The sequence below is a fragment of the Streptomyces sp. NPDC107654 genome (assembly GCF_055639035.1).
In genome coordinates this window covers 480618-504007 of record NZ_JBVKBI010000004.1, presented here as the reverse complement: position 1 = coordinate 504007, position 23390 = coordinate 480618, and the positions used below count along the sequence as shown (strand labels likewise).

Here is a 23390-nt window from a genome sequence, read left to right as displayed (position 1 = left end):
CCTCCCCGACCTCCCTGACCGTGCCCGTCCAGGCTCGGAGCGTAGGACGGGGATCGGCGGGCGCGGGGTCTATGACCTGAGGATTAGCACGTTCGGGTGATGCGCCCCTCCCGTGTCCCGGGCGGGTCGGGAGGCGGGTCAGGACTCCTGCGGTGCCGTCGGGGCCTTGGTGACGTCGTGCTCGGGGACGGTCTGCCCGGAGCGGATCAGGTCGATCCGCCCCATGACCTTGGCCCGCAGGTCGGCGGGCACGTCGTCATGCCCGCAGCACCGCTTCACCAGCTTCTTCACGGCCTGCTCCAGGCCGTACTTCTCCAGGCACGGCGAGCATTCCTCGAAGTGGTGCTGGAACTTGTCGCGGTCGACGTCCGGCATCTCGCTGTCGAGGAACTCGTACAGGTGGTCGAGGACCTCACTGCAGTCCGTCTCGTGCGGCTCTCCGCAGCTCATGAGCCCGAGCCTTTCGCTTCGTTCGACTCTCCGGCGCCGGCGGGGACCAGTCCGCGCTCACGGGCGTAGTCCTCCAGCATGCCGCGCAGCTGACGGCGGCCCCGGTGCAGCCGGGACATCACCGTCCCGATGGGTGTCCCCATGATGTCCGCGATCTCCTTGTAGGCAAAGCCCTCCACGTCCGCGAGGTAGACGGCGATGCGGAACTCCTCGGGGATCGCCTGCAGGGCTGCCTTCACGTCCGAGTCGGGCAGGTGGTCGAGCGCCTGCGACTCGGCGGAGCGCAGACCGGTCGACATGTGCGACTCGGCGCGGGCGAGCTGCCAGTCCTCGATCTCCTCCGCGGCGGAGCGCTGGGGCTCGCGCTGCTTCTTGCGGTAGGAGTTGATGAAGGTGTTGGTGAGGATGCGGTACAGCCACGCCTTGAGGTTGGTGCCCTCGCGGAACTGGTGGAAGGACGCGTACGCCTTGGCGTACGTCTCCTGCACCAGGTCCTCGGCGTCGGCGGGGTTGCGCGTCATGCGCAGCGCCGCCGAGTACATCTGGTCGAGGAATTCGAGCGCGTCCCGCTCGAAGCGCGCGCTGCGCTCCGAGGTCGTCTCGTCGGACGCGTCCGCGCCGGCGCCCTGGCCCTCGGGCAGCTCGGCCTGGCCGTTGTCGGTCCCTGCGTCGGTACCGGTGACCGGACCCACCTCCTCAAGATCCCGGGCGGGACCGAAACCGATCCCACTCGTTTCGGAGGATAGAACACGACCCGTGCCCGCCGCCGCTCGGACGGGAGCGGTCCTGGCCGCGGGCAGCACCGTCCAGTCCAGGTCGGCGCTGCGCGTACGGCTCGGGCAAATGGTCGAACCCATGCGGCGGACTTCCTCTCCCACTACGTCGGTGCCGAGACCTCAGCACTTCTGTCCGCCTCAACAGAGGGCCGCCGCGCGGCATTCCCAGGGGTCACCCGAGTGACGCGATCCACTCCACGACACCGTCGGTGATGATCTCCAGGGCCCGCTCCTGGGTGATCTCCGCCCGCTTGGGGACCGCGAACCCGTGATCCCCGTACGGCACCTCGATCAGCCCGAAGTCACCGTCGGGGAACTCCTCCGGCTTCCCGAACGGGTCGTTGCCGCCCTGCACGACCAGCGTCGGCACCGAGGCGGCCGACAGTTCTCCGGCCCGGGACTTCTCCGGCCTGCCCGGCGGGTGCAGCGGGAAGCCGAGCGCGAGCACGGCGTGCGCGCCCAGCTCGGCCGCCGTACGGCAGGCGACCCGGGCCCCGGCGCTGCGGCCGCCGGAGATCACCGGCAACCCCGTCCCTGACAGGACGGGCCAGATGCCGCGCCATCCGGTGTCCAGGGTCTTCGGGGCGGGGGCGACCTTCTTCCCGGCGACGCGCCAGGGCTGTTCCACGAGGGCCACGGTCACCCCGTGCCCCGGGAGCACCCGGGCGAGCGCCTGCAGGTCCCGTGCCTCGATGCCACCGCCCGCGCCGTGGCTCAGGGCCAGCACCAGCCGTGCCCGCTCCGCCTCGTGCCAGGTGACGCGGGCGGTGCCGGCGTCGGTCTCGACCATCTCGTTCACGCTAGAAGAGTGTGCCCTCTTCCGGCGCCTCGAGCTCCTTCAGTAGCTCCGGACCGTTGTTGCGGACGTTGCTGACGGCCGTGGAGACCGGGTAGGCGCGCATCAGGCCGGGCGGGGGCGGGGCGAGCAGCTCACGCAGGTCGTCGGGGTCGGTGCGGGAGGGGTCGAGCCAGGCGTCCCAGCGGTCCGGGGTGAGCATCAGCGGCATCCGGGGGTGGATCTCGGCGAGGGAGTGCGGGCCCTCGGCGGGGGCGACGGCCAGCGGGGTCCGCTCCGCCTCGGTGGTGATCACCGAGCAGGTCACCCACCAGGCCTGGGGGTGGTCGTCGGGCAGGGTGCCGTCGCGCCAGAACTCGTACAGGCCGGCCATCGCGAACACCGAGCCGTCGGCGGGCAGCACGAAGTACGGCTGCTTGCGGGGCCGCTTCTTCCTCCCCTCCACCTCCAGCTCGCGCTCCTGTCTGCCGGTGACCCATTCGTAGTAGCCGTCGGCGGGCAGGATGCAGCGGCGGGCGGCGAAGGCGCGCCGGAAGGCGGGCTTCTCGTGCACGGTCTCCGCGCGGGCGTTGATCATCCGGGCGCCGCCCTCGGGGGTCTTGGCCCAGGACGGGACCAGGCCCCACCTCAGCCTGCGCAGCTGGCGAACCGGACGCGGGGAGTCCGCGTCTTTCAGGGGACGGTCGAGGACCGCGTAGACCTCCTTGGTGGGAGCGACGTTGAAGTCGGCCTCCAGAGTCTCCTCCGGCTCCCATTTCTCGATCTCAAAGGTTCCCGCGAGATCCTCGGGCCTACGACTCGATGCAAACCGTCCGCACATACGTGCCACACTGCCAGATTCCGCACAGGGAAAGGGAGCCATCAGCCCCCATGGACAGCCTCGCCGCCACCGCGCTGCCCGACCTCTGGGACCGGCTCACCGGGACCCAGCCCGATCCCGACCTGTGGGTGGTGCTGGCCACCCTGGGCGCGGCGCTCGCCGTGGTCGTCCCGCACCCCGTGTGGCGGATATCCCGCAACGCGGTCACCATCGCGCACGAGGGCGGCCACGGTCTGATCGCCTTGCTCACCGGCCGGCAGCTCACCGGCATCCGGCTGCACTCCGACACCAGCGGGCTCACCGTGAGCCGGGGCAAGCCCTACGGGCTGGGCATGATCCTGACGGCGGCCGCGGGGTACACCGCGCCCTCCCTGCTGGGCCTCGGCGGGGCCGCGCTGCTGGCCACCGGACGGATCACCCTCCTGCTGTGGGCGGCCACCGCCCTGCTGGTGGTGATGCTGGTGATGATCCGCAACGCGTACGGCGTGCTGACCGTGGTCCTCGCGGGCGGGGCGTTCCTGCTGGTGTCCTGGCTGGCGGGACCGCAGGTGCAGGCGGCGTTCGCGTACGCGGTGGTGTGGTTCCTGCTGTTCGGCGGGGTCCGGCCGCCGTTCGAGCTGCAGGCCAAGCGGTCGGGTGGAGGTGCGGCCGACTCGGACGCGGACCAGCTGTCGCGGCTGACGCACGTACCGGCGGGCCTGTGGCTGTTCCTGTTCCACGCGGTGTCGCTGTGCTCGCTGATCGGCGGGGGCCGCTGGCTGCTGGAGGGTTGACACCGGGCCCTCCTTATAAAGTGGCCTCATGGCCCCGAACACCGCCTCTCCCGCCCTCTGGCCCGCCCCGCACGCGAGCGGAGCCGTCGACGCGACGGTCCACGTGCCGGGGTCCAAGTCGGTCACCAACCGCGCCCTGGTCCTGGCCGCCCTGGCCGCCGAGCCCGGCTGGCTGCGCCGCCCGCTGCGGTCCCGGGACACCCTGCTGATGGCCGGGGCCCTCAGGGCCATGGGCGTCGAGATCGAGGAGGGGGTGGGCCCCGACGGCACCGGCGAGGCCTGGCGGGTGCTGCCGACGGAGCTGCGCGGCCCGGCCACGGTCGACGTCGGCAACGCGGGCACGGTGATGCGGTTCCTGCCGCCGGTGGCCGCGCTGGCCGACGGCCCGATCTGGTTCGACGGGGACCCCCGGTCGTACGAGCGTCCCCTGCACGGTGTGATCGACGCGCTGCGCGCGCTGGGCGCCCGGATCGACGACGACGGCCGGGGCGCCCTGCCGCTGACCGTGCACGGGGGCGGCGCCCTGGACGGCGGCCCGGTGTCGGTCGACGCCTCCTCGTCCTCCCAGTTCGTCTCCGCGCTGCTGCTGTCCGGCCCCCGCTTCAACCAGGGCGTCGAGGTCCGTCACACCGGCGCGAGCCTGCCGTCCCTGCCGCACATCCGGATGACGGTGGACATGCTGCGCGCGGTGGGCGCCCAGGTGGACACCCCGGAGTCGGGCGGCGAACCGAACGTGTGGCGGGTGACGCCGGGCGCGCTGCTCGGCCGGGACCTGACGATCGAGCCGGACCTGTCCAACGCGCAGCCGTTCCTGGCGGCGGCCCTGGTCACCGGCGGCAAGGTGCTGATCCCGGACTGGCCGGCCCGCACCACCCAGCCGGGTGACCGGCTGCGGGAGATCTTCACCGAGATGGGCGGTTCCTGTGAACTCACCGAGTACGGGCTGGAGTTCACCGGTTCGGGTGCGATCCACGGCATCGACGTGGACCTGGGCGACGTCGGCGAGCTGACCCCGGGCATCGCGGCGGTCGCCGCGCTCGCCGACTCCCCCTCCACCCTGCGGGGCGTGGCCCACCTGCGGCTGCACGAGACGGACCGGCTGGCCGCGCTCACCAAGGAGATCAACGAGCTGGGCGGCGACGTCACCGAGACGGCCGACGGCCTGCACATCCGCCCGCGCCCGCTGCACGGCGGGATCTTCCACACCTACGAGGACCACCGCATGGCGACCGCCGCTGCGATCATCGGCCTGGCCGTGCCGGGGGTGCGGATCGAGAACGTGGCGACGACGGCGAAGACCCTGCCGGACTTCCCCGAGCTGTGGACCGGGATGCTCGGGCAGTAGGGACGTACGCCATGCGCCGCTACGGCAAGCACACCGACGAGGACGACATCCGCAGCCGTCCCAACCGCAAGGGCAACCGGCCGCGGACGAACATCCGGCCCAAGCACGAGGACGCGGCCGAGGGGATGGTCCTCACCGTCGACCGGGGACGGCTGACCTGCCTGGTCGAGGACCGGATCGTGATGGCGATGAAGGCCCGCGAACTGGGCCGCAAGGCGGCCGTCGTCGGTGACCGGGTGGCCCTCGTCGGCGACCTGTCCGGCAGCAAGGACACCCTCGCACGGATCGTCCGCATCGAGGAGCGCACGTCGCTGCTGCGGCGCACGGCCGACGACGACGATCCGTACGAGCGGGTCGTCGTGGCGAACGCCGACCAGCTGGCGATCGTCACGGCCCTGGCCGACCCCGAACCACGCCCGCGCCTGATCGACCGCTGCCTGGTCGCCGCGTTCGACGGCGGCCTGGAGCCGCTGCTGGTGATGACCAAGTCGGACCTGGCCTCCTCGGACAAGCTGCTGGAGCTGTACGGCGACCTGGACATTCCGTACGTCGTCACCAGCCGCGACGAGCTGGAGAACGGGGACGCGGCGGACCGGGTGCGCGCCCACCTCGACGGCAAGATCACCGCGTTCGTGGGCCACTCGGGCGTCGGCAAGACGACCCTGGTCAACGCGCTGGTGCCGGAGGAGCGCCGGCGCGTGACGGGCCATGTGAACGCGGTGACGGGCCGCGGCCGGCACACCACCACCTCCGCCCTCGCCCTGCCGCTGACCGGTGCGGAGGGCTGGGTCGTCGACACCCCGGGGGTCCGCTCCTTCGGCCTGGCCCACATCGATCCGTCCCGGGTGATCCACGCCTTCCCGGACCTGGCACCGGGCACGGAGGGCTGCCCGCGCGCGTGCAGCCACGACGAGCCGGACTGCGCGCTGGACACGTGGGTCGAGGAGGGGCACGCGGACCCGGCGCGGCTGTACTCGCTGCGCCGGCTGCTGTCCACCAGGGAACGCAGGGAAGGCGACTGAGGAAGGCTGCTGAGCCTGGCGTTGTTTGCCGTGGCGTGAGTCCGGTAAGTGCATAATCGCACCAGCCGGAGATCCGGACCAACGGGAGGAACGCACATGGCGTGGCTGCTGGTCATAGTGGCCGGGATGCTGGAGACCGGTTTCGCCGTGTGCCTGAAGCTCTCGCACGGGTTCACGCGCCTGTGGCCGACGATCGCCTTCGCGTCGTTCGCCCTGGGCAGTTTCGGTCTGCTCACCCTCTCCCTGAAGAAGCTGGACGTCGGCCCGGCCTACGCCGTCTGGACCGGCATCGGCGCGGCGGGCACCGCGATCTACGGCATGGTCTTCCTCGGCGACCTGGTCTCCACCCTGAAGATCGTCTCGATCAGCCTGGTCATCGTCGGGGTGATCGGACTTCAGCTGTCGGGGTCGGCGCACTAGGGGGACACGGGGGCACGGATCGTTCCCGGGGGGCCACGGGGAACACGGATCCGTCCCGGGGAACACCGCAGGCACGGATCCCTCCCGGCACTGCGACACCGACGCCGCGCACGGACACGGGGACCGGCCCCCGGCACTGCGCGGCCCTGTACGTCCGGAGCGGCCCCCACGAGGACGGCGTCCGAGGCCGGCCTCACACCAGGTGCCCCGGCAGTGCCGCCCGCACCAGCTCCCCCATCCCGCCCTCGCCGGGCGGGGCCGCCACGCAGGACAGGGCGAGGCGTACGACCAGTTCGCAGGAGCGCAGCAGTTCGGCGGTGTCGGCCGGGTCCGCGCCGGGGCCGGCCAGCGCGGTCGCCGCGCGGTCCCGGACCATCCGCACGAAGTCGCGGGGCGCGGGCAGCGGCCCGTCCGCCCGGCGCTGCGCCGGTACCGCGGTGGTGGTGGGCACGGCGGTGAGCGGCGGACTCGGCAGCCACTCGGTCCAGCAGCCGGTGAGCATGGCCCGGACCAGCGCGTTCTCCCGGGCCGCCGTGGCCGTCCACTCGGCGGTGGCGGTCAGCCGGTCCCGCGCCCCGGCCGCGCCGGCGAGGGCCCGCTCGACACCGGCGAGGTATCCGTCGGCCTCCCGCCGCACCAGCGCCCTGGCCAGGCCGTCCTTGCTGCCGAACTCGTTGTACAGGGTCTGCCGGGACACCCCCGCCTGCACGGCCACGTCGACCATCCGCACGGCGGACCAGGGCCGGCGCAGGAGCGCCCGGTACGCGGCGTCCAACAGCGATTCCCGGGCAGCAGGCATCCTCGCCTCCCTGGAGCACAGCGACTCTGCGCCCAGATTTGACGCGCTCGTATGCACTGTCAAGGGTTCGCACCCGTCGTACGCGGGTCGTCGGCAGCTCTCACGCGGGCGTACGACACCGCGTACGGCCGTGCCGCCACCGCCCCCTGTAGCCCGGCACCGGCCCCGGCGGATACCGTGCCTTACATGCCCGACTACCTCGACGACCTGCGCCTCGCCCACGTCCTCGCGGACGCCGCCGACGCCGCCACCATGGCCCGCTTCAAGGCCCTCGACCTGAAGGTGGAGACGAAGCCGGACATGACGCCGGTGAGCGAAGCGGACAAGGCGGCGGAAGAACTGATCCGCGGCCAGCTCCGGCGCGCCCGCCCCCGGGACGCCGTCCTCGGCGAGGAGTACGGCATCGAGGGCACCGGCCCCCGCCGCTGGGTCGTCGACCCGATCGACGGCACCAAGAACTACGTGCGCGGCGTCCCGGTGTGGGCCACGCTCATCTCGCTGATGGAGGCGGGCGAGGACGGCTACCAGCCCGTGGTCGGCGTGGTCTCCGCCCCCGCCCTCGGCCGCCGCTGGTGGGCTGCCAAGGGCCACGGCGCGTTCACCGGCCGCAACCTCACCTCCGCGAGCCGCATCCACGCCTCCCGGGTCGGCAAGCTCGCGGACGCCTCGTTCGCGTACTCCTCGCTGTCCGGCTGGGAGGAGCAGGGCCGCCTGGACGGCTTCCTGGAGCTCGGCCGCCAGGTGTGGCGCACGCGCGCGTACGGTGATTTCTGGCCGTACATGATGGTCGCCGAGGGTTCCGTGGACATCTGCGCCGAGCCGGAGCTGTCCCTGTGGGACATGGCCGCCAATGCGATCATCGTGACGGAGGCGGGCGGCACGTTCACCGGTCTCGACGGCCGCCCGGGCCCGCACAGCGGCAACGCGGCGGCCTCCAACGGCCTGCTCCACGACGAGCTGCTGGGGTACCTCCAGCCGCGTCGATGAGATGCCGCCGAGGGGCCGCTGGGACTCCGTGAGGCAGGGGAGTACTCCCGGTACGCCCTCAACGGGCCTCGCGCGCCCCCTTGTTGACTCTTCCTTTACCTGGCACTCTGGGTCCACCCCCACATGTGAACTTGTGAATCCCCGAATCGACCGGGGATTCCTAGGAGGTGGCCCATCCATGCTCGTCCGTGACGCCATGAGCACGGTGATCCTCACCCTCGGCCCCGCCCACACCCTCCGCCAGGCAGCCGCCCTGATGTCCGCCCGCCGCATCGGCGCCGCCGTGGTCCTGGACCCGGACGCCGGCGGCATCGGCATCCTCACCGAACGCGACATCCTCAACTCCGTCGGCCTGGGCCAGAACCCGGACGCGGAGCGCATCCACGCCCACACCACCACCGACGTCGTCTTCGCCGCCCCGACCTGGACCCTGGAGGAGGCGGCCCGGGCCATGGCCCACGGCGGCTTCCGGCACCTGGTCGTCCTCGACCGGGGCGAGGTGGCCGGGATCGTCTCGGTCCGCGACATCGTCCGCCGCTGGGCCCCGGCCCGCGAACCGGCCCCCGTGCCCTGAACGCGCGAAGCGGGCCGGACCCCGAGCACCGTGGGGTCCGGCCCGCCCAGCCGCGAAGGCGGCCGGCTCAGCCGCGCAGCGCCTGCACCGCCGCCTCCAGCCGCTTGCCGAAGTCGGCGTCGGCGTTGCGGAAGTTGCCGACGGCGCGCTCGACGATGTCCTCGCGCGAGACCTTGGAGAGGAAACCGGCCAGGTTGGCGACCAGCCGCTCCTTCTCCGCCTCCGACATCAGCCGGTAGAGGTTGCCCGCCTGCACGAAGTCGTCGTCCTCGGCGTGCAGGGGCGTCGGGTGGTCGCCGGTGCCGCCGGTGAAGCCGTCGAACGGCTGCCACAGCGGACGGCCGGTCTGCTGCGGCCCGCCGAAGCTGTTCGGCTCGTAGTTCTTCGCCGCGCCGTGCCGGCCGTCGTAGAGGAAGCCGTCGCGGGAGTTGGTGCGCGCCTCGGTGGCGTGCGGGCGGTTCACCGGCAGATGGTCGGCGTTGATGCCGACGCGGTAGCGGTGCGCGTCACCGTAGGCGAAGAGCCGGCCCTGGAGCATCTTGTCGGGGGACGGTCCGATGCCGGGCACGAAGTGCGCCGGGGAGAAGATCGACTGCTCGACCTCGGCGAAGACGTTCTGCGGGTTGCGGTTCAGCTCCAGCTTGCCGATCTCGACGACCGGGTAGTCCGCGTGCGGCCACACCTTGGTCAGGTCGAACGGGTTGAAGCGGTACGTCGCCGCGTCCGCCGCCGGCATGATCTGCACACCCACGGTCCAGCTCGGGAACTCGCCGCGCTCGATCGCCTCGCGCAGGTCACGCTGGTGCGAGTCGGGGTCCTTGCCCGCGAGGACCTCGGCCTCCTCGGCGGTGAGGTTCTTGATCCCCTGGTCGGTCTTGAAGTGGTACTTGACCCAGAAGGCCTCGCCCGTCGCGTTGTTCCACTGGTAGGTGTGCGAGCCGAAGCCGTCCATGTGCCGGTACGACGCCGGGATGCCGCGGTCGCCGAACAGCCAGGTCACCTGGTGGGTCGACTCCGGGGACAGCGACCAGAAGTCCCACACGTTGTCGGCCTCCGTGGAGCCGGTGTACGGGTCGCGCTTCTGGGTGTGGATGAAGTCCGGGAACTTGATCGCGTCCCGGATGAAGAAGACCGGGGTGTTGTTGCCGACGAGGTCGTAGTTGCCCTCCTCGGTGTAGAACTTCAGCGCGAAGCCGCGCGGGTCGCGGACGGCGTCCGCCGCGCCGAGGTTGCCGGCCACGGTCGAGAAGCGCAGGAAGACCTCGGCCTGCTTGCCGACCTCGGAGAGGAAGGCCGCGCGCGTGTACGGCGTGACGTCGGCGGTCACCGTGAAGGTGCCGTAGGCGCCGGCGCCGCGGGCGTGCACCACGCGCTCCGGGATGCGCTCGCGGTTGAAGTGGGCGAGCTTCTCCAGCAGCAGCTGGTCCTGGACCAGGACCGGTCCGCCGACGCCGGCCGTCTCGCTGTTCTGGTTGTCGGCGACCGGAGCACCGGCCTCCGTGGTGAGCGGTCCCTGCGTCACGTGCGCCTCCTGCGTCATCACTGACTAGTCCTGTCCTGTGGTCAAAGCCGTTCCCGATCCTACAATGGACTTTGTCTAAGTCAAGCGTCGATCCAAAGTCACACCTATTCCCGACCTGGTACTCCTTCCTGTTAGGCTGGTGGCCATGAGCGACCTACTGGAACGGCTGCGTGGACGCGGATGGCGGATGACCGCGCAGCGGCGCGTGGTGGCCGAGGTCCTGGACGGCGAGCACGTCCACCTGACGGCCGACGAGGTCCATGCGCGCGCTGTCGCGAAGCTGCCCGAGATCTCCCGGGCGACCGTCTACAACACCCTGGGCGAGCTGGTCACGCTCGGCGAGGTGCTGGAGGTCACGACGGACAAGCGCGCCAAGCGGTACGACCCGAACGCGCACCGGCCGCACCACCACCTGGTCTGCGCCCGGTGCGGTGCGATCCGTGACGTGCACCCGATCGGCAACCCCCTCGCCGACCTCCCCGACGCCGAGCGCTTCGGCTTCACGGTGTCGGACGTCGAGGTGACGTACCGGGGGCTGTGCCCGAACTGCGCGAGCGCGTAGCGCACCTGCTTCGCAAAGGAGCCCCGGCATCCGCCGGGGCTCCTTTGCCGTATGCGCGCACGACAAAAACCGAGGGCCGGAACCCATCTCTGGATTCCGGCCCTCGGCCTTCAGTAGCGGGGACAGGATTTGAACCTGCGACCTCTGGGTTATGAGCCCAGCGAGCTACCGAGCTGCTCCACCCCGCGTCGGTAAACACGACACTACGTGACTCCTACGTCCGGATGCAAATCGCTTCACGGCAGTGCCCCAGGTCACGCCGACAGCTCCTCGCGCAGCGCGTCCCGCAGCCGCCCGGCGCGCTCCGCCACCTCCGCCGGCCCCAGGGCCACCGCCCGGTCGGCCCACCGCTGCCCCTCCGCCAGTTCGCCGCGACGCGCGTAGACCAGGGCCAGCCGGAGGGCCGACCGGCCGTGCCCGGCGTCCGCCGCGCGGGTCCACCACACCGCGGCCTCCGGCTCACTGCCCTCGCGGGCGAGCAGCAGGCCCAGGTTGAAGGCGCCGTTGCGGGAGCCGGCCTCGGCCGCCGCCCGGTACCAGCGCGCCGCCTCCACCACGTCGCCCCGGGCCGCCGCGAGCATGCCGACCCGGACCTGCGCCCGCCGGTGCCCCTGCGAGGCGGCACGCTCGTACCACTCCTCGCACTCGGTCTTCTCCTGGACGGTCTCCCCCAGCTCGTGCGCGGGCTCCGGCGGCCGGCGCGCGTCGAGCAGGGCGGCCAGCCGGTATGCGCCCTCCGCGCTGCCGCCGCCCGCCGCACAGCGCAGATGCCGTTCGGCCTCCTGCTCGTCGCCCTCGCGCAGCCGGGCGATCCCGACCTGGAGCGCGGCCTCGGCGTGACCCGCGGCCGCCGCCCGCTCGTACCAGCGCAGCGCCGTCTCCTCCTCGCCGCGTCCGGCGTAGAGGATGCCGAGGTTGAACGCGGCGTCCACGCTGCCGGCCTCGGCGGCCTTGGAGAACCACGGCTCGGCGCCGGTGGTGTCGCCGCCCTGGAGCAGCAGGATGGCCAGCGCGTTCGCGGCCTCCCGGTGCCCGGCGTAGGCGGCCCGCCGGTACCACTGCTCGGCCTGGGCGGTGCGGCCCTGCTCGGCGCAGAGCAGCCCGAGGTTGTAGGCGCCGTTGTCGTCGCCGGCGTCCAGCGCGGCCCGGTACCAGCGCTCGGCGGTCTGGGTCTCGCCGCGCTCGGCGTGCAGCGCGCCCAGCGCGTTGGCCGCGTTGCCGTCGCCCTCCTGGGCGGCGCGCAGCCACCACACGGCCGCGCTCTCGGTGTCGCCGGCGTCCCGCAGCAGGAAGCCGAGCGCGCAGGCGGCCCGGGGCTCGCCGTCCTTGGCCGAGGTCAGGTACCAGCGCCCGGCCTCTTTCAGCTCGCCCCGCTTCTCCAGGATCGCCCCGAGGTGCAGCGCGGCCCGCCGGTGACCGCGCGCGGCGGCCTGCCGGTACCACTGCTCGGCCTCCGCGACAGCGTTGTCAGTCGCGCTCTCCTCCCCCGGCACGGCCGTGCGGTCGAGCGCGCGCGCCAGCCGGTAGGCGGCCTCCCGGTGTCCGCGTTCGGCGGCGGCCCGCATCCAGTGCTCGGCGCCGACGTCCCCGCGGTGCTCCAGCAGGTCGGCGAGCGCGTAGGCGCCGAGGACATGGCCCTGCTCGGCGGCCTGGCGCAGCCAGTACTCGGCGGCGGGCTCGTCCCCGCGCTCGCGGTGGTGGCGGCCCAGGGCGTGCGCGGCGGCGGCGGAACCGGCTACGGCGGCGATCCGCCACCAGCCGGCCGCCTCCTCCGGGTAGCCGCGCTGGTGCAGCAGGACGCCCAGGTTGTTGGCGGCGGCCCGGTCACCGGCCGCGGTGGCCGCGCGCAGGTGGGGCTCGGCTCCGTCGAGGTCGCCGCGGCGCAGCAGCATGGCTCCGAGGACGCTCGCCGCCTCGACGTCACCGCTCTGCGCGGCGAGCGCGAGGCGCGTCTCCTCGGCGGCCTCCCCCATGTCCGCCATCTCGTCGCGGGCCGGCTCCGTACCGGCAGGTTGCACAAATCGCCCTGTCCCGAACAGATTTGCCTTGTCCCCCATAACGTCCATCGTCGCACCACCTGCAACCTGGGTACACCCGGTATACCGCAGCCCGTGAGGTCACTTCAGCGTTTTGTCGACATGCCCACAGGGAGACAAGTCAAACACATACCGCCCAACTCCCCACGGCGGCGCGTCCGTCCCCTCCCCCAGTACATGAGTTCGCACACCACGAAGGCCCGGATCCCTGTTGGATCCGGGCCTTCGACTTCAGTAGCGGGGACAGGATTTGAACCTGCGACCTCTGGGTTATGAGCCCAGCGAGCTACCGAGCTGCTCCACCCCGCGCCGTTGCTGGTCAACCGTACCACGGCGCGGAGGCGTCTTGATCAATTCCCGTTCTTGCCGTTGGTTCTGTCACCGGTCTTGTCGCTGGTCGCGGCCTTGTCGCCGTTCTTGCCACCGGTCCGCTCACCGGTCTTGCCGGCCTTGGACTGGGCTTCCTCGGCCCGCTTCAGCGCGTCCTGGAGCTCCTTCTGCGCCTTGGCGTACGCACCCCAGTCCGGCCCCTCCTGCAGCGCCTTCTGCCCGGCGTCGAAGGCCTTCTGGGCGTCCTCCAGGGCCTGCCTGACCGTGGGGTTGGCGGTGCCCGGCGGGTTGGTGGTGCCGGTCCCCGGTGGCTCGGCGGCCGAAGTCTTCGTACCGAAGACCTTGTCGAGCGCCTCGCCGAGCGTGTTCTCGAACGCCGTCTCGCCCTCGTAGGTGACCAACACCTTGCGCAGCAGGGGGTACTTCAGACCACCACCGCGGACGTAGACGGGTTCGACATAGAGCAGGCCGCCGTCCAGGGGCACGGTCAGCAGGTTGCCGTACTCGACCTCCGAGTCGCCGCCCTTGAGGAGTTTGATCGCGGCGGCGATGTCCTGTTCGGAGTTGAACTGGCTCTGGACCTGTTTCGGTCCGTCGACGGTCGTGCTGGTCGGCAGTTTCAGGATTCTGATCCGGCCGTAGTCGGACGTGCCGGCCTCGGCGTCGACGGACATGAACGCGCTCAGGTTGTACCGCCCGTTGGGCGTGAACGTCGTCGACAGCGAGAACGCCTGCCGCGTCTGGTCCGGCATCTTCATGCTCAGGTAGTAGGGCGGCACCGCGTTGCCCGACTTGTTGGTCGGGTCGTCCGGCACCTGCCACACCTCGCTGCCGGTGAGGAAGGTCTCGGCGTCCGTCACGTGGTAGCGGGTGAGCAGCTCGCGCTGCACCTTGAACAGGTCCTGCGGGTAGCGCAGGTGGCCCATCAGCTCCGGGGAGATCGCGCCGCGCGGCTCCACCGTGCCGGGGAACGCCTTCATCCAGGTCTTGAGCACGGGGTCCTTGGTGTCCCACTCGTACAGCTTGACCTCGCCGGTGTAGGCGTCGACCGTCGCCTTCACCGAGTTGCGGATGTAGTTGACCTGGTTCTGCTGGGCCACCACCGCGCGCGAGTTGTTCGTCGCCGTCAGCGAGTCGGCCGTCGTGTCCCCGAGGGTCGTACGGGAGGAGTACGGGTAGCCGTTGGTGGTCGTGTAGGCGTCGACGATCCACTGGATGCGGCCCTTGACGACGGCCGGGTAGGCGTCGCCGTCGATGGTCAGCCAGGGGGCGACCGCCTCGACCCGCTCCTTGGGCGTCCGGTTGTACAGGATCCGCGAACCCTTGCCGATCGCACCGGAGTAGAGGATCTGCGGCTCGTTGAACGCCACCGCGTACGCGGCCCGGTTGACCGGGTTGTCGAGGTTGACCCCGCTGCCGCCCCGGTAACTGGTGGTCTTCTCACCCTTGTTGTCGGAGTAGTCGATCTCCTTCTGGGGGCCGCCGACGATCGAGTAGGCGGTGGTCTTCTCGCCGTAGTAGACCCGCTGCTGGTACGTGCCGAGATCACCCCGGGACGGCAGGTCGTACTCGGTGAAGACCGGCTCGCCGTTGCCGTTGGCCTCCGTGCCCTTGGCGGCGACCACGCCGTAGCCGTGCGTGTAGCGGAAGTGGTCGTTGATCCAGTTGTTCTTCGGGATGCCGTCCAGGTTCAGCTCGCGCAGACCGAGGACGGTGTCCTGCTCCTTGCCGTCCTTCGTGGGGTACCGGTCGACGTCCAGGTTGGTCGGGAACCCGTAGTAGTTCTTCATCTGCTGGAGCACCTGGAACGTCGGCGAGACGATGTTCGGGTCCAGGATGCGGATGCTCGCCGCGTCGTTCGCGTCGTCGCGGAGCTTCGCCTTGTCCGTGGCGGTCGACTTGCCCGCGTACTCGGTGACCTCGGTGTCGTCGATGCCGTACGCGTCGCGCGTCGCCTTCAGGTTCTTCTGGACGTACGGCGCCTCCTTCGCCTGCTCGTTCGGCTGGACCTGGAACTTCTGCACGATCGCCGGGTACAGACCGCCGATCAGGATCGCGGACAGCACCATCAGACCGAAGCCGATGACCGGCAGCTGCCAGGTGCGCCGCCACAGCGTGGCGAAGAACAGCAGCGCGCAGATGACGGCGATGCAGAACAGGATCGTCTTCGCCGGCAGGTAGGCGTTGGCGTCGACGTACCGCAGCCCGGTCCAGTTGTCGGTCGCCTTGAAGTCGCTGGACTTGACCGCGAGGCCGTACCGGTCGAGCCAGTAGGCGACGGCCTTGAGGGCGACGAAGATGCCGAGCAGCACCGACAGGTGCCCGGTCGCGGCGGCCGTGGCCCGCGCGCCGGGGCTGGTGACGCGCAGCCCGCCGTACAGGTAGTGGGTGAGCGCGGCGGCGATCAGGCACAGGATGGCGGCGGCGAAGCCGAAGCCCAGCAGGAAGCGGTACCAGGGCAGGTCGAAGGCGTAGAAGGAGACGTCCAGGTGGAACTGCGGGTCCTTCTGGTGGAAGGGCACGCCGTTCACCCACATCAGCCAGATCCGCCACTGGCTCGACGCCGACGCGCCCGCGATCAGCCCGACCAGGGCGGTCACCGCGAGCAGCAGCCACTTCTTGTACGGCGCGACGGCCATGCGGTAGCGGTCGAGGCTCTGCTGTTCCATGGACATGGCGCTGAGCGGGGGCCGCAGCCGGTGCGCGAGCCAGATGTTGAGGCCGACCGCGGACGCCATCAGCAGACCGAAGACGAAGAACAGCCCGATCTTGGTGGACAGGGTGGTGGTGAACACGGACGAGTAGTGCACCGACCGGTACCACAGCCAGTCCGTCCAGAAGCCCGCGAACATCGTGAACGCCATGCCGAGGACGGCAAGGACGCCCAGTGTCACGAGCAGGACTCGGACCCTCCGGGACGGGCGGCCCGCTCTGATCCGTGGCCCCGTCGGGCCTCCGCCGCGGTCCGGCATCTGGAAAGCCAAGGTGCGCACCTCGAAGTTCGCTGTCGATCCGTCAGGCCCCCGGGTTCGCGGGCCCGCCGTGGCCCCCCGTGATCGCGGGCCCACACTTATGCAACTTACTCACGGTTTACTCGGTTCCCGATTCCGGCCGGGAACGAGGCAGGATTGTGACCATGTCCAACACTCCCATGGCAGCGAGCCCGCTCACCCGGGCCGTACTCGAAATCGACGAGTACGTCTCCGGCCTCGGCTGGGACCAGCCCGCTCGCCTCTTCGCCCTCGTAGACACCGCACGGCTGCGGGCTCAGGAACCCTCGCTCGCGGCCCAGCTGGGCCTGGACGACGAGTCCGTGACCGCCGGTCTCACCCCGATCGAGCAGGACGAGATCCCGTCCGGCAAGCCACTCGACGAATTCCTCGGCACCATCGCCTGGCCCGACGCCGTGGTCGGCTGCGCGCTCTCCGTGGAGCGCCTGATGCTGCCGCCGTCCGCCGAGGCGCAGGTGCCGCAGGGCCTGAGCGAGGCCAAGCTGACCAAGTGGGTGGCGGAGCACCCCGAGCGCCAGGAGGTCCGGATGACGGTGGCGGTGCTGCGCGACGGCGGCCGCGAGTCGGCGCTGCGGCTGCGCGAGAAGGACTCCCCGACGGAGGTCCTGACCGGCCCGGACCTGGTGCCGGGTCTGGCGGAGGCGCTGGCGGCCACGTTCGCCGACTGAGGTCCTCTTCCGGTACGGCGACGGGGGCGCCCCTGGTGTTCAGGGAGCGCCCCCGGCCGTGTCACGGTCCGCTCAGCCCTTGGTGGTGCACTTCGGCAGGTCGGCCGTGTCCCCGCTGCGGATGTCCTTCAGCGCGTCGAGGGCGTCGCCGATGGTCTTGACCCGGACCAGGGTGAGCCCGCCCGGGGTGTCCTTGGCGGCCGCCGCGCAGTTGTCGGCGGGTGTCAGGAAGTACCGGGCGCCCTTGTTGCGCGCGCCGACGGTCTTCATCTCGATGCCGCCGATCGGGCCGACCGTGCCGTTGTCGTCGATGGTGCCGGTGCCGGCGACGAAGCTGCCGCCGGTGAGGTCGCCCGGGGTGAGCTTGTCGTAGATGCCGAGGGCGAACATCAGGCCGGCGCTGGGCCCGCCGACGTCGGCGAGCTTGATGTCGATGGTGAACGGGAAGGTGTGGTCGGTCCCGGCGGAGATGCCGACGATGGCCCGCTTGGCCCCGGTGTCATCGGAGGTCGCGGTCGTGATCGTGACGTCCTGTGTCCGGGTGGCCGCCTTGTGGGTCTTCTCGGCGGCCTCCTGGTCCTTGGCGGGGACGACGGTGAAGACGACGTTCTGCCCGGGCTTGTGCTTGGTCACCAGCTTGGCGACGTCGGCCGGCTGCTTGACCGCCGTACCGTCGACGGCCTTGATCACATCGCCGGCGTGCAGCCTGCCCTCGGCCGGGGAGCCCTTGACGACGGTGGAGACGATCACCCAGGACTTCACCGGGACACCCAGTTCCTTCAGGGCGGCGACCTTGGCGCTCTCCTGGGACTGGCTGAACTCCTCGGCGTTCTCCTGGGTGGACTGCTCCTCCGTCTTGCCGTCCGGATAGAGCGTGTCGTGCGGGACGATCTTGCTGTCGTGGGCGAGCCAGCCGTAGACGGCCTCGACGAGATTCATCCGGTAGTCGGCGCTGGTGACCCGGACGGTGGTCATGTTGAGATGACCGGACGCCGGATAGGTCTTGTGCCCGGCGATCTGCAGCACCGGCTCGCCGTCGTGGTCCCCGAGCGTGTTCACGGTCGGGCCGGGGGACATCTCCGCGTACGGCACGGGGATGAGCACTCCCGCGCACAGGAGCGCGATCAGCATCAGGGTCGAGGCGAGCATCGTCGCGGTGCGGCGTGGCATGCCTCGACAGTACGGGACGCCTCTGTCAGCGCACCGTCAGGGCACCCCGGTCACGCGCCGCGCGCACCCGGGTGCGACTTCTCCATGGCTTCCCGGAACCGGGCGTATCCGTCCAGCTCAGGACCATCGCTGCGGGCCTTGCGGGTCCGATTGGCCCAACTGCCCCACAGCCCACCGCCGATCGCAGCCACAAGCGGAATCAGCAGCCAGACAAGCACCCCCATGCCGACCTCCCATACGCCATGAGCGTCCGCAACTGACTGATCAGCAGATTAACCATCCGCACGGACAACGCTCACGCCAGGGGGGCGGTTACGCAACCGGAGTGCACGGTTGGCGCAATGTGACCGGAGGGACGGCCGGTGACGACGAGGGGTACGGCCGTGGCTCGGCGGGCCCCGGTCGGCTCGGCACGGCCGGGCTGGGCGGGCCCCGGTCGGCTCGGCACGGTCAGGCTCGGGGCGGTGCGGCGCGGCCCCTGGCGGCGCGGTCGGCGTCAGCAGGCGCCGACCCACTCCTCCGTGCCGTCCGAGAACGTCTGGTGCTTCCAGATGGGCACCTCGTGCTTGAGGTCGTCGATCAGCTTGCGGCAGGCGTCGAAGGCCTCCCCGCGGTGCGGGCAGGCCACGGCGACGACGACGGCGAGATCCCCGACCCGCAGGTCCCCCACCCGGTGCACGGCGGCCAGCGCCCGCACCGGGAAGTCGGCGACGACCTTCTCGGCGATCCGCCGCATCTCTGCCTCGGCGCTGGGGTGGCACGAGTACCCGAGCGCGTCCACGTCGGCGCCCCCGTCGTGGTTGCGCACGGTGCCCACGAACAGCGCGACGCCCCCGGCCGCGTCGTCCCCGACGGCCCGGAACACCTCCTCCACGGAGAGCGGCGTCTCGCGGATGCCGATCAGCTTGATGGGATCCTGAGCGGCCTGCTCACCCGGGTGGTCGTTCGTGTCTGCCATGCGTCCATCGTGCCGTACGGGTCCGACAACGCGGAATACGAGTTTCGCCCGTCACCCGCGCGGGGCGCTTTGGAGGCTCGTACAGCGCCCGTGGCTCACACGCGCCGCCGGACCTTGCGGGCCCGCCGCACGACCGCGGCCGCGCCCAGCAGAGCGACCGTCGCGCCCGCCGCGCCGGCCGCCGTCGCGTCCTTGCGTCCGAGCCGCCGCCCGGCCACGGTGTGCCGTCCGGCGACCTCCTCCAGCAGCTCGGCGAGCACCTCCTCGTTGGTCCACCTCGGCCGCCATCCGGCGTCGTGCAGCCGGCTGCCGCTGACCACCCAGGGGTACATCGTGTAGGCGAGGTCGCCCGCCGGGGACGGGGTGAGCCCGATCCGGTGCAGCCGGGCCGCCGCGCCGAGCGCGACCGCCGACGGCAGCTCCATGCGCCGGATCCCGCTCAGCTCCTCGACCTCCTCCTGCTCCAGCCAGCCGTCGCAGCCGACGGCCAGCTCCCCGTCGACCTTCTCCAGGACGGCGTACTCCAGGGCGCTGCACAGGTCCTCGACATGGCAGAACTGCCACACGGGCCGCGAACCGGCCACGACGAGCAGCCGCGGTGACTCGAAGTACCTGGTCAGCGCGGTGTCGGTGCCGCCGACCAGGACGGCCGGACGGACCACGGTGACGTTGAGCCCCGGGTGCGCGCGCGGGGCTCGGCGCGCCAGCCGTTCGATCTCCAGCAGGTCCCCGACCCCGGTCGCCTCGGCGGTCGCGCGCAGCTCGGCGTCCTCCGACAGGGGCAGCTCGTTGTCCGGCAGCGCGCCGTAGACCATCGCCGAGGTGCACAGCACCACGCGGTGCACCCCGGCCGCGGCGGCGGCGGTCAGGACGGTCTGGGTCCCCCGGACGTTGTAAGCGGTGCGCGCCGCCGGATCGGTCTCCAGGTCCAGGTCGAGCGCGAGGTGGACGACCACGTCGGCGCCCCGCAGCTTGTCCGCGATGGCGGGGTCGCGCACGTCGAGGATGTGCCACTCGGCGCCGGCGCACTCGCCGCGCCGCTCGTCGATGGCGACGACCTGTTTGATCTCCTCGGAGGCGGCGAGCCGCTCGGTGAGCAGCGCGCCGACCCCGGTGGCGGCGCCGGTCACCGCGACGACGGGCCCGCGGGCGGCGGTCGTCCCGCCGGCGCGCAGCGCCGTCGTCGAGGGGCGGTGGTCGGGCGACGGACGGGCTGAGGGGTTTCGCGCTGCGCGAACCTGTGGATCTGGGGAACTCACCGGGCGTCTCCAGCGGTTGTCTTCAGTACGGGCGCGAGTGACGCGCGCGTACCAGGTGCATCCATCCTGCCGCAGGCCTTCCGCAGGCGAAGCACCGAGGCCCGATCGGGTCCGGGTGTCTACGCTGGGTGGTGTTGTCGGGCAGCCGCGCCGCCGGAGGAGACCGGTGGCCTTACCAGCCGAGGAATCCCGTGAGTGACACCCCATTCGGTTTCGGCCTTCCGCCGGAGGAGCCGGAAGACGGCGACGAGGGCAAGAAGAAGGACCAGCAGAGCGGTGGTGAGCAGGGACCGGCCAATCCGTTCGGTTTCGGCGGCCTGCCCGGAGCCGGCGGCTTTGGCGGCCCCGGCGCCGACAACCCGCTCGCTGCCATGTTCGGTTCCCTGAACCCCACCGACCTGGGCGCCGCGTTCCAGCAGCTGGGCCAGATGCTCTCGTACGAGGGCGGCCCGGTGAACTGGGACATGGCCAAGCAGATCGCCCGCCAGACGGTCGCCCAGGGCACGTCGGACGGCACGAAGGACTCCAGTGTCGGCCCGGCCGAGCGCCGGGCGGTGGAGGAGGCCGTGCGCCTGGCCGACCTGTGGCTGGACGACGTGACGTCCCTGCCGTCGGGTTCCGCCTCGGCGGTGGCCTGGTCCCGCGCGGAGTGGGTCGAGGCGACCCTGCCGGCCTGGCAGGAGCTGGTCGACCCGGTCGCCGAGCGGGTCGGCGCGGCCATGGGTGACGTCCTGCCGGAGGAGATGCAGGCCATGGCGGGCCCGCTGATCGGCATGATGCGCTCGATGGGCGGCGCGATGTTCGGCACGCAGATCGGGCAGGCCGTGGGCGTGCTGGCGGGGGAGGTCGTCGGTTCGACCGACATCGGCCTGCCGCTGGGTCCCGCCGGCCGGGCCGCGCTGCTCCCGGTCAACGTGGAGGCGTTCGGCAAGGACCTGAGCGTGCCGCAGGAGGAGGTGCGGCTGTACCTGGCCCTGCGCGAGGCGGCCCACCAGCGGCTCTTCGCGCATGTGCCGTGGCTGCGCTCGCACCTGTTCGGCGCGGTCGACGGCTACGCGCGCGGGATCAAGGTCGACACCGCCAAGCTGGAGGACGTGGTCGGCCAGTTCGACCCGCAGAACCCTGAGCAGCTGCAGGACGCGCTCCAGCAGGGCATGTTCCAGCCGGAGGACACGCCCGAGCAGAAGGCGGCCCTGGCCCGTCTGGAGACCGCTCTGGCGCTCGTGGAGGGCTGGGTGGACGCGGTGGTGCACGCCGCCGCCAAGCCGCGCCTGGGGTCGGCCGACGCCCTGCGCGAGACGCTGCGCCGCCGCCGCGCGACCGGCGGCCCGGCGGAGCAGACGTTCGCCACGCTGATCGGTCTGGAGCTGCGTCCGCGCCGGCTGCGCGACGCCTCCCGGCTGTGGGCCTCGCTCACGGACGCGCGCGGCATCGACGGCCGGGACGGTCTGTGGGCCCACCCGGACATGCTGCCGACCGCGACCGACCTGGACGACCCGGACGGCTTCGTCCACCGCGAGCAGCTGGACTTCTCCGAGCTGGACAAGATGCTCGGCGAGGCGGCGGGCGGCGCCCACGGCAAGCCGGACCTGCGCAAGAAGGACGACGGCGAGACCGAGGACGACGACACCGAGTGAGCCTGTACGACGACGCGGTCCTCGTCCTGAAGGGGTACGAGGGCCAGGGAGAGCTGCGCCAGGCCTACCTGGACCATCTGGCGGCCCACCCGGACGGGATGTGGAAGGCCTGTCACGCGGGCCATGTCACGGCCAGCGCCCTGGTGATCGATCCCGAGCGCGGCCGGGTGCTGCTCACGCTGCACCGGAAGCTGCGGATGTGGCTGCAGATGGGCGGCCACTGCGAGCCGGGCGACCCGACGCTGGCGGCGGCGGCCCTGCGCGAGGCGGCGGAGGAGTCCGGGATCGCGGGGCTGACGCTGCTGCCCGGCGGCCCGGTGCGGCTGGACCGGCATCCGATCCCGGCGCCGTGCCACTGTCACTTCGACGTGCAGTACGCGGTCCTGGCCCCGCCCGGCGCGGTGCACGAGATCAGCGACGAGTCGCTCGACCTGCGCTGGTTCGCCTACGACGAGGTGGCCGGTGTGGCCGACGAGTCGGTGGCACGTCTGCTGGAGGCGACCCTCGCCAGGCTCTGACCGGGTGAGGGGCGACCGCAGGTGACCTCGGCCGCGCCTGGCGTCACCGACGTCACCTGGCCGCCAGTGACCGTCGCCGGCCGCCGGGGCGGACGCGGGCGGCGGGCGTGGGCGCTGGTGGACGCCGGCGGTCACGGATGGACGCGGGCGGGCGCGGCCGTCGCAGACGGTCGCGCCCGCCTCTCCGGTGGCTCAGCTCCAGACGTTGCCCTGGTTCTGGGCGCGCGCCCCCTGCTGGCCCATGCCGAACTGGGCGGCGAGGCCCTGCCCGATTACGGCGTTCTGCGGCGGCAGCAGCTCGCTGGGCTGCACGAGCGCGAACCCGGTGCCCATGAAGCTCAGCTCCCAGCCCTCACCGGTGGTGCCGCGCCGCCGCCACACGCCGGAGGAGTGCGTCTGGGCCTGCATCTGCACGCGCAGCCCGGTGGACCAGGCCACGATCGCGTCGGCGTCGCAGTTGACGTACCGGTCGGGCGTGACCTGCATCAGCAGCGGGGCGCCCGAGGTCATCAGGGCGACCTTGCCGCGCCCGGTGATGTTGAGCTGGTACTTCCCCGAGCCGGAGATGCCGTAGAGGCTGTCGACGGCGATGACCTCGTGGTGCAGCGAGGAGTCCATCGCGAGGACGTAGGAGCTGTCGACGGTCAGCCCGTCCTGCTCGACGTCCATGATGTGCACGTGCTGGGCGAGGTTGGCGAGGTAGACCGTGCCCTGGCCGTGACAGCGCATCAGGTCCAGGCCCTCGCCGGTGCGGGCACGGGCGCGCGCCTGGTTGTTGCTGCGGTACTCGGCGTCGAACTCGACGAGGCCCTGGTAGGCGACCATGGTGCCCTTACGGGCGAGGAGGTCGTCGTGGCCCCCCAGGGTGATCCGGAGCATCTGCTGGTTCTGCAGGCTCCAGCGCTCCTGGGTCTGGAGGTCGTTGTGTGCGAAAAGCGGGCTCTGCATGGTGTTCTG

General features: G+C 71.6%; 23 protein-coding genes and 2 tRNA genes. 10 read left to right on the top strand and 15 right to left on the bottom strand.

Translation table 11 applies throughout. The annotated features are described in order from the left end of the window. Positions 1–138: 138 nt before the first annotated feature. From rsrA to ACZ7N4_RS10545, 4 genes are all read right to left on the bottom strand, one after another. Positions 139–450: a mycothiol system anti-sigma-R factor gene (gene rsrA / locus ACZ7N4_RS10560; RefSeq protein WP_398785267.1), complete on the bottom strand. Its 312-nt coding sequence runs from the start codon at positions 448–450 to the stop codon at positions 139–141. Continuing rightward, positions 447–1142, bottom strand: coding sequence for an RNA polymerase sigma factor SigR (sigR, locus tag ACZ7N4_RS10555; protein ID WP_471356205.1), 696 nt, complete (start codon positions 1140–1142; stop codon positions 447–449). Before sigR ends, rsrA begins: the two co-directional genes overlap by 4 nt. 256 nt (positions 1143–1398) lie before the next feature. Continuing rightward, entirely contained in the window at positions 1399–2016 is a 618-nt protein-coding gene (locus ACZ7N4_RS10550; protein ID WP_471356203.1) for an alpha/beta hydrolase family protein, read from the bottom strand. Positions 2017–2026: 10 nt separating this feature from the next. Further along, positions 2027–2842, bottom strand: a complete 816-nt coding sequence (locus tag ACZ7N4_RS10545) for an SOS response-associated peptidase (RefSeq protein WP_471356108.1) — start codon at positions 2840–2842, stop codon at positions 2027–2029. Between the two features lie 50 nt (positions 2843–2892). Between ACZ7N4_RS10545 and ACZ7N4_RS10540 the strand changes: the two genes are divergently transcribed. The 4 genes from ACZ7N4_RS10540 (at position 2893) to ACZ7N4_RS10525 (ending at position 6402) form a co-directional block, all read left to right on the top strand. After that, positions 2893–3615 carry a M50 family metallopeptidase gene (locus ACZ7N4_RS10540; RefSeq protein WP_471356106.1) on the top strand — a complete coding sequence of 241 codons (723 nt, stop codon included), beginning with the start codon at positions 2893–2895 and terminating at the stop codon, positions 3613–3615. A 28-nt stretch (positions 3616–3643) separates the two neighbouring features. Continuing rightward, a complete protein-coding gene (aroA, locus tag ACZ7N4_RS10535) occupies positions 3644–4960 on the top strand; it encodes a 3-phosphoshikimate 1-carboxyvinyltransferase (protein ID WP_471356103.1) in 1317 nt (438 codons plus the stop codon). Between the two features lie 11 nt (positions 4961–4971). Then, a complete protein-coding gene (gene rsgA / locus ACZ7N4_RS10530) occupies positions 4972–5982 on the top strand; it encodes a ribosome small subunit-dependent GTPase A (RefSeq protein WP_471356100.1) in 1011 nt (336 codons plus the stop codon). Positions 5983–6078: 96 nt separating this feature from the next. Further along, a complete protein-coding gene (locus ACZ7N4_RS10525; RefSeq protein ID WP_228623413.1) occupies positions 6079–6402 on the top strand; it encodes a DMT family transporter in 324 nt (107 codons plus the stop codon). A gap of 193 nt (positions 6403–6595) precedes the next feature. Here ACZ7N4_RS10525 and ACZ7N4_RS10520 read toward each other — a convergent pair whose 3' ends face one another. Then, complete coding sequence (locus ACZ7N4_RS10520) at positions 6596–7201, bottom strand: TetR/AcrR family transcriptional regulator (RefSeq protein ID WP_471356094.1); 606 nt, start codon at positions 7199–7201, stop codon at positions 6596–6598. A 186-nt stretch (positions 7202–7387) separates the two neighbouring features. Here ACZ7N4_RS10520 and hisN point away from each other — a divergent pair, with 186 nt between their 5' ends. Next, positions 7388–8188: a histidinol-phosphatase gene (gene hisN / locus ACZ7N4_RS10515; protein ID WP_471356090.1), complete on the top strand. Its 801-nt coding sequence runs from the start codon at positions 7388–7390 to the stop codon at positions 8186–8188. Between the two features lie 178 nt (positions 8189–8366). Beyond that, positions 8367–8762, top strand: coding sequence for a CBS domain-containing protein (locus ACZ7N4_RS10510; protein ID WP_471356088.1), 396 nt, complete (start codon positions 8367–8369; stop codon positions 8760–8762). 67 nt (positions 8763–8829) lie between these two features. Here ACZ7N4_RS10510 and ACZ7N4_RS10505 read toward each other — a convergent pair whose 3' ends face one another. After that, positions 8830–10284 (bottom strand): catalase, encoded by a 1455-nt coding sequence (locus ACZ7N4_RS10505; RefSeq protein ID WP_471356086.1) that lies wholly within the window; start codon positions 10282–10284, stop codon positions 8830–8832. A gap of 145 nt (positions 10285–10429) precedes the next feature. On the opposite strand from ACZ7N4_RS10505, the gene ACZ7N4_RS10500 reads away from it, so the two are divergent. Then, positions 10430–10846 (top strand): Fur family transcriptional regulator, encoded by a 417-nt coding sequence (locus ACZ7N4_RS10500; protein WP_471356083.1) that lies wholly within the window; start codon positions 10430–10432, stop codon positions 10844–10846. 114 nt (positions 10847–10960) lie between these two features. Here the strand turns inward: ACZ7N4_RS10500 and ACZ7N4_RS10495 are convergent. The 4 genes from ACZ7N4_RS10495 to ACZ7N4_RS10480 all read right to left on the bottom strand — a co-directional run bounded on the left by ACZ7N4_RS10495 (position 10961) and on the right by ACZ7N4_RS10480 (position 16184). Further along, positions 10961–11034, bottom strand: a tRNA-Met gene (locus tag ACZ7N4_RS10495). 66 nt (positions 11035–11100) lie between these two features. Further along, entirely contained in the window at positions 11101–12912 is a 1812-nt protein-coding gene (locus ACZ7N4_RS10490) for a tetratricopeptide repeat protein (protein WP_471356081.1), read from the bottom strand. Between the two features lie 205 nt (positions 12913–13117). Beyond that, a tRNA-Met gene (locus ACZ7N4_RS10485) sits at positions 13118–13191 on the bottom strand. A 41-nt stretch (positions 13192–13232) separates the two neighbouring features. Continuing rightward, positions 13233–16184, bottom strand: a complete 2952-nt coding sequence (locus tag ACZ7N4_RS10480) for a UPF0182 family membrane protein (protein WP_471356200.1) — start codon at positions 16182–16184, stop codon at positions 13233–13235. 164 nt (positions 16185–16348) lie between these two features. Between ACZ7N4_RS10480 and ACZ7N4_RS10475 the strand changes: the two genes are divergently transcribed. Beyond that, on the top strand, positions 16349–16891 hold the full coding sequence (locus ACZ7N4_RS10475) for a PPA1309 family protein (protein ID WP_471356078.1): 543 nt from the start codon (positions 16349–16351) through the stop codon (positions 16889–16891). Between the two features lie 72 nt (positions 16892–16963). Here ACZ7N4_RS10475 and ACZ7N4_RS10470 read toward each other — a convergent pair whose 3' ends face one another. The 4 genes from ACZ7N4_RS10470 to ACZ7N4_RS10455 form a co-directional block, all read right to left on the bottom strand. Further along, positions 16964–18061 carry a YlbL family protein gene (locus tag ACZ7N4_RS10470; protein WP_471356076.1) on the bottom strand — a complete coding sequence of 366 codons (1098 nt, stop codon included), beginning with the start codon at positions 18059–18061 and terminating at the stop codon, positions 16964–16966. A 50-nt stretch (positions 18062–18111) separates the two neighbouring features. After that, positions 18112–18285, bottom strand: a complete 174-nt coding sequence (locus ACZ7N4_RS10465; RefSeq protein WP_467931590.1) for a hypothetical protein — start codon at positions 18283–18285, stop codon at positions 18112–18114. A gap of 272 nt (positions 18286–18557) precedes the next feature. Further along, positions 18558–19019, bottom strand: coding sequence for a molybdenum cofactor biosynthesis protein MoaE (locus ACZ7N4_RS10460; RefSeq protein ID WP_471356072.1), 462 nt, complete (start codon positions 19017–19019; stop codon positions 18558–18560). A gap of 95 nt (positions 19020–19114) precedes the next feature. After that, entirely contained in the window at positions 19115–20278 is a 1164-nt protein-coding gene (locus tag ACZ7N4_RS10455) for an SDR family oxidoreductase (RefSeq protein WP_471356070.1), read from the bottom strand. Between the two features lie 191 nt (positions 20279–20469). Here ACZ7N4_RS10455 and ACZ7N4_RS10450 point away from each other — a divergent pair, with 191 nt between their 5' ends. Together ACZ7N4_RS10450 and ACZ7N4_RS10445 are read left to right on the top strand one after the other, a co-directional pair. Next, entirely contained in the window at positions 20470–21915 is a 1446-nt protein-coding gene (locus tag ACZ7N4_RS10450; RefSeq protein ID WP_471356068.1) for a zinc-dependent metalloprotease, read from the top strand. Then, entirely contained in the window at positions 21912–22433 is a 522-nt protein-coding gene (locus ACZ7N4_RS10445; RefSeq protein WP_471356065.1) for an NUDIX hydrolase, read from the top strand. Before ACZ7N4_RS10450 ends, ACZ7N4_RS10445 begins: the two co-directional genes overlap by 4 nt. A gap of 192 nt (positions 22434–22625) precedes the next feature. Here the strand turns inward: ACZ7N4_RS10445 and ACZ7N4_RS10440 are convergent, their stop codons facing one another. After that, the gene (locus ACZ7N4_RS10440) at positions 22626–23381 is read right to left on the bottom strand and encodes an AIM24 family protein (RefSeq protein WP_471356063.1); all 756 of its coding nucleotides are present in this window, start codon (positions 23379–23381) and stop codon (positions 22626–22628) included. Between the last annotated feature and the right edge of the window lie 9 nt (positions 23382–23390).

Bases quoted from the DNA above. Each gene is read 5' to 3' on its own strand.
- rsgA (WP_471356100.1), top strand. From the start codon at position 4,972: ATGCGCCGCTACGGCAAGCACACCGACGAGGACGACATCCGCAGCCGT.
- ACZ7N4_RS10545 (WP_471356108.1), bottom strand. From the start codon at position 2,842: ATGTGCGGACGGTTTGCATCGAGTCGTAGGCCCGAGGATCTCGCGGGA.
- ACZ7N4_RS10460 (WP_471356072.1), bottom strand. From the start codon at position 19,019: ATGGCAGACACGAACGACCACCCGGGTGAGCAGGCCGCTCAGGATCCC.
- aroA (WP_471356103.1), top strand. From the start codon at position 3,644: ATGGCCCCGAACACCGCCTCTCCCGCCCTCTGGCCCGCCCCGCACGCG.
- ACZ7N4_RS10480 (WP_471356200.1), bottom strand. From the start codon at position 16,184: ATGCCGGACCGCGGCGGAGGCCCGACGGGGCCACGGATCAGAGCGGGC.
- hisN (WP_471356090.1), top strand. From the start codon at position 7,388: ATGCCCGACTACCTCGACGACCTGCGCCTCGCCCACGTCCTCGCGGAC.
- rsrA (WP_398785267.1), bottom strand. From the start codon at position 450: ATGAGCTGCGGAGAGCCGCACGAGACGGACTGCAGTGAGGTCCTCGAC.
- ACZ7N4_RS10490 (WP_471356081.1), bottom strand. From the start codon at position 12,912: ATGGACGTTATGGGGGACAAGGCAAATCTGTTCGGGACAGGGCGATTT.
- ACZ7N4_RS10550 (WP_471356203.1), bottom strand. From the start codon at position 2,016: ATGGTCGAGACCGACGCCGGCACCGCCCGCGTCACCTGGCACGAGGCG.
- ACZ7N4_RS10500 (WP_471356083.1), top strand. From the start codon at position 10,430: ATGAGCGACCTACTGGAACGGCTGCGTGGACGCGGATGGCGGATGACC.
- ACZ7N4_RS10525 (WP_228623413.1), top strand. From the start codon at position 6,079: ATGGCGTGGCTGCTGGTCATAGTGGCCGGGATGCTGGAGACCGGTTTC.
- ACZ7N4_RS10520 (WP_471356094.1), bottom strand. From the start codon at position 7,201: ATGCCTGCTGCCCGGGAATCGCTGTTGGACGCCGCGTACCGGGCGCTC.
- ACZ7N4_RS10440 (WP_471356063.1), bottom strand. From the start codon at position 23,381: ATGCAGAGCCCGCTTTTCGCACACAACGACCTCCAGACCCAGGAGCGC.
- ACZ7N4_RS10540 (WP_471356106.1), top strand. From the start codon at position 2,893: ATGGACAGCCTCGCCGCCACCGCGCTGCCCGACCTCTGGGACCGGCTC.
- ACZ7N4_RS10470 (WP_471356076.1), bottom strand. From the start codon at position 18,061: ATGCCACGCCGCACCGCGACGATGCTCGCCTCGACCCTGATGCTGATC.
- ACZ7N4_RS10465 (WP_467931590.1), bottom strand. From the start codon at position 18,285: ATGGGGGTGCTTGTCTGGCTGCTGATTCCGCTTGTGGCTGCGATCGGC.
- ACZ7N4_RS10475 (WP_471356078.1), top strand. From the start codon at position 16,349: ATGTCCAACACTCCCATGGCAGCGAGCCCGCTCACCCGGGCCGTACTC.
- ACZ7N4_RS10510 (WP_471356088.1), top strand. From the start codon at position 8,367: ATGCTCGTCCGTGACGCCATGAGCACGGTGATCCTCACCCTCGGCCCC.